Origin of the sequence: Stieleria sp., from assembly GCF_041595215.1 — a bacterium.
GTDB lineage: Bacteria > Planctomycetota > Planctomycetia > Pirellulales > Pirellulaceae > Stieleria > Stieleria magnilauensis.
The window spans coordinates 1-3,894 of the sequence record NZ_JBFHKV010000843.1 but is presented as its reverse complement, the minus strand read 5'-3'; the positions used below and the strand labels follow the sequence as shown (position 1 = coordinate 3,894).

The 3,894-nt window shown below is 59.7% G+C and carries 3 protein-coding genes; all 3 read left to right on the top strand.

The window, feature by feature from the left end; genetic code table 11:
• Positions 1 to 284 precede the first annotated feature (284 nt).
• Genes ABX749_RS25050 through ABX749_RS25040 form a run of 3 tightly spaced genes read left to right on the top strand, consistent with a single transcriptional unit; the run spans position 285 to position 3,748 of the window.
• Complete coding sequence (locus ABX749_RS25050; RefSeq protein ID WP_372898400.1) at positions 285 to 1,106, top strand: DUF4129 domain-containing protein; 822 nt, start codon at positions 285 to 287, stop codon at positions 1,104 to 1,106.
• Positions 1,103 to 2,626, top strand: coding sequence for a hypothetical protein (locus tag ABX749_RS25045; protein ID WP_372898399.1), 1,524 nt, complete (start codon positions 1,103 to 1,105; stop codon positions 2,624 to 2,626). The genes ABX749_RS25050 and ABX749_RS25045 overlap by 4 nt, the downstream gene beginning before the upstream one ends.
• A 3-nt stretch (positions 2,627 to 2,629) precedes the next feature.
• Positions 2,630 to 3,748: an AAA family ATPase gene (locus ABX749_RS25040; RefSeq protein ID WP_372898398.1), complete on the top strand. Its 1,119-nt coding sequence runs from the start codon at positions 2,630 to 2,632 to the stop codon at positions 3,746 to 3,748.
• Positions 3,749 to 3,894 lie beyond the last annotated feature (146 nt).

Genomic DNA, 3,894 nt, shown 5'->3' with positions numbered 1-3,894 from the left:
TGATCGGCAACGCTGTGAAGCATTTTTTAGCGGTAGGGCGCGAGCCCTCCGGTGTTTCGGGAACGATGAGGGACCGGAGGGCTTGCGCCCTACCGCTAACACCTCGTCAAACGCAGGGAATAAATGCTTCACAGCGTTGCCTGATCGGCCTGACGGTGATCGTTCTGGCACTGGTCGTGCCACCGTCGCTGACCGGGCACGTCGCCGACGCCGGCGTTGCACCGTTGAATCGATCGGTTGGGTCGGATCTGAGGACAGGCCCGGACGCTGGCGCGCACCGGCTGATGCCAAACGTACAACGTCCCGTCGCTATCACACTCGTCCAAACCGGCGACGCTGCAAAATCGTCCACGACGATCGAGGTTGATTCAAGCGTGACCGAGTCGCTCGATTCGACGCCCTGGTACGATCCGGAATCCAGGAAACTGGTGCCCATCGAACTGGAACTCCGGCAAGACGACTCGGTCCATCGCGAGAGCCGCTGGTTGCCCAAACCGAAAAAGATTGATCGGCCCGATCCGTCGTCCAACACGGCGACCACCGGATCCGCACCGTCAACGGGTTTGTTCGGAAGCTCATTGACGTGGGGCAATCTGTTTGGATGGGTGCTGTTGGCCGTGATTGTGTTGGGGATTGTTGGCATCACGGTCTACGTCGTCTCGCGAGCGGAATTGCGAATGGAAAATCGCACGTCAGCGGCCGCCGCCTCTCGAGCCAAGGGGTTGCCCGATGAACAGACCCTGGAACGCATAAAACATTTGCCGCCCGAGTTGCGGCGAACGGATGTGAACCTTCGGACCGAATGCGAACGCTTGATGCATGAAGGACGTTACGACCAGGCGATCATTTTGATGCTCGGCCATCAGCTTCTGTTGTTGGATCGCAACGGGCTGCTACGGCTCAGTCGCGGAAAGACAAATGGGCGCTATGTTCGCGAAACCCGCAACCACGACGACACCATCGCCACCTGGTTGCGGGCGACTGCCGACGCGTTCGAGCAATCTTATTTCGGTCGGCACGAGATTTCCGCCCACGTGTTCGAACAACTGTGGCGGCAAAACGAAATGTTGGAATCGGCCACCCAAGCCTACGGAGCGGGCAAATGAAACGCATCATGCTCCCGGTGCTGCTGCTGTTGGTACTCGTCGGCTGTGAGGGCGGTTTGCGGACCAGCTACGGCCCCAGCGTCGGGATTTTGGCCAAACGCAGTGTCAATGGATTCACGACGTTGCGCAACGCATTTGGCAACGCTGGTTTTGCTGCGCGCGACTTGACTCGTTTGACCAACCGATCCAAACGCAGCTCGGTGATCGTCTGGACGCCGACGCATCCGACGGGAATCGAAGCCAACACGACACGGTGGATGGAACAATGGTTGCGGATGGGCGACAAGACGCTGATTTATGTGGTCCCCGATAGCGGCAGTGAAACGGAGTTTTTTCGTGATGCCCGACCACTCGCGCCACCGGAGCAACGGCTGGAGTATCGCAGGAGATACGCCGAGAACCTGATCAAAGAACACCAGTGGCAACTGTTGCGAACGGCGCTGCCGTCCAACGGTTGGCTATCGATCCAGCCCAAGGTGCAGCAGACCCAAATGGTGTTGGCGGATTCCGAGGCCGCGCGCGATGACGCATGGAGCGATCTGGCCGAATCCGAGCATCCGCGTCGCGTCGAATGGGTGCTGGAAGCCTATGATCGCAAAAACAAGGCACAGCAGGGAACCTTCGTGTTTCAACCGGTTGGCCCGGGGGCGCCGGTCTGGCCGATGGGACAGAATGTGACACCGACGTCCACGAAAACCGAGTTCCAGCCCATCGTGTTGTCCGAAGACGGTGACGCCATCGTTGCCCGCCTCACCAGCAAAGCCTGGGGCAACTCGCAAGTTGTGGTGGTCGCCGGTGGCTCTTTGCTGACCAACTATGGATTGACCAAACCAGAAAACCAGGCGCTCGCCGGGCGTTTGATCCGCACGTCGTTCGCGCCCTTGATTCAGTCCAAACGGGTGGATCCACGAGAACGGTTATTGGCCGATGGATCACAGCCGCAAGTGAGTTTCGCGACGGCATCGTACTCCTTGCCGATCAGCGACCGCGGCACTGAAGTTCCCAGAGCTTCCGGAGCGGAATTTTTCACCGAGTTCCCGCTCAGCTTCGTCACCTTTCACATCGCGATCTTGGGCTTTGTCATTTGCTTGATGTTGATGCCGATCTTTGGACGGCCCAAGCGAGTCGATCGCGGCGTCTTGACGCATTTCGGAGACCACTTGACCGCGGTGGCCACCTTGATGCGGCGACGCGGCGGCGAAACATTCGCCCGGCGTCGGATCAGTGACTACATGAAACACGTTCGAGATGAATCATCGGGACCGTGGGTGATTGAAGAACCCGTTCACGCCCCCGACCCGGCGCTCCACCTGCACGTTCCCGATCCGAAACGGATGGCCCCGAAAGTGACGGCGCCAAAACCGATCGCGGACCCGCCCGGCGAAACATCGGGCGAAACATCCAGTGAATCACATCGTGACCCGCCCGGCGAAACAGCCAAGGCGGTTGACACGAGTACAATCCATCCAGAATCTACTGATCGTCGTCGAGACGATTCCGACCTACCCGATCGAGGCTGACCGTTGACTGACCCGACTCCTGGAAACACACAAGCCGGATCAGGTTCCGACGACCTGCTGGCACCCCATGGCACAAGCGTGAACGCGCCGACGACCTCCACGGCGGCCTCGATAGCGACCGCTGCCGCGGCAACGGATCCGGTTGCGTTTCAAGGCAAAAGCGAACGATTCGAACCGGTCGAAAGGCTGTACCAAGCGGTCTCGGCCGAAGTTGCCAAATTGTACGTCGGCCAGGACGAACTGGTGCTCGGAACACTCACGGCGCTGTTCTCCGGCGGACATGTGCTGATCGAATCGGTTCCCGGGCTAGGCAAGACGCTGTTCGTCCGCACACTCGGACGGGCACTCGGCTGTGATTTCGGCCGGATCCAATTCACCGCCGACCTGATGCCTTCGGATATCACCGGCGCCCCCGTGTTCGACATGCAAAAGAGCGAGTTTCGCTTTCGCCCCGGGCCGGTGTTTACACAGCTCTTGTTGGCCGACGAAATCAACCGCTCGCCCGCCAAGACGCACGCGGCGCTGCTGGAGATCATGCAGGAATACCGCGTCACCATCGACGGCACCAGCCACGTCGTTCCACAACCGTTCTTGGTCATGGCGACGCAAAACCCGTTGGAAAGCGAAGGCACCTACAACCTGCCGGAAGCTCAACTGGACCGGTTCATGTTCAAGTTGAAGGTCGACTACCCGAACGAAGCCCAAGAAGCGGAGATCTTGAAACTGCACAGCAAGCAGGTGAATCTGAATGAACGGCTGGAAAACGAGGTGCGAACGATCACCGACCCGGAGACCGTGCGGAAGATGATTCAGCTGTGCGGAACGGTCAACGTCGAAGATGCACTGGTCGATTACATCAACAAAATCGTTCGCGCGACGCGCTCGTGGCCGGCGTTTCACATCGGTGCCTCGCCACGCGCCGGGTTGGCGTTGATGCAATGCGCTCGCACGCTGGCAGGATTCGGCGGTCGCGACTACGCCATCCCCGATGACGTGGTGGAAGTGGCGATCCCGGCGTTGCGGCACCGTGTTCAGCTAAGCGCCGAAGCCGAAATCGAAGGACGCGACGTCGACGAAGAATTGCTGGCCATGATCCGAGGCATCGAAGTCCCCCGCGACTGATGAGTCGTAGCACTGGTGGTGTTAGCGGAACGGCGCGAGCCGTCCGGTTTCAGCTTGCAAACACCGTGCAAGACCGGAGGGCTCGTGCCCTACCGCTAACAAGTAACGCTTCACTGGTGGTGTTAGCGGAACGGCGCGAGCCGTCC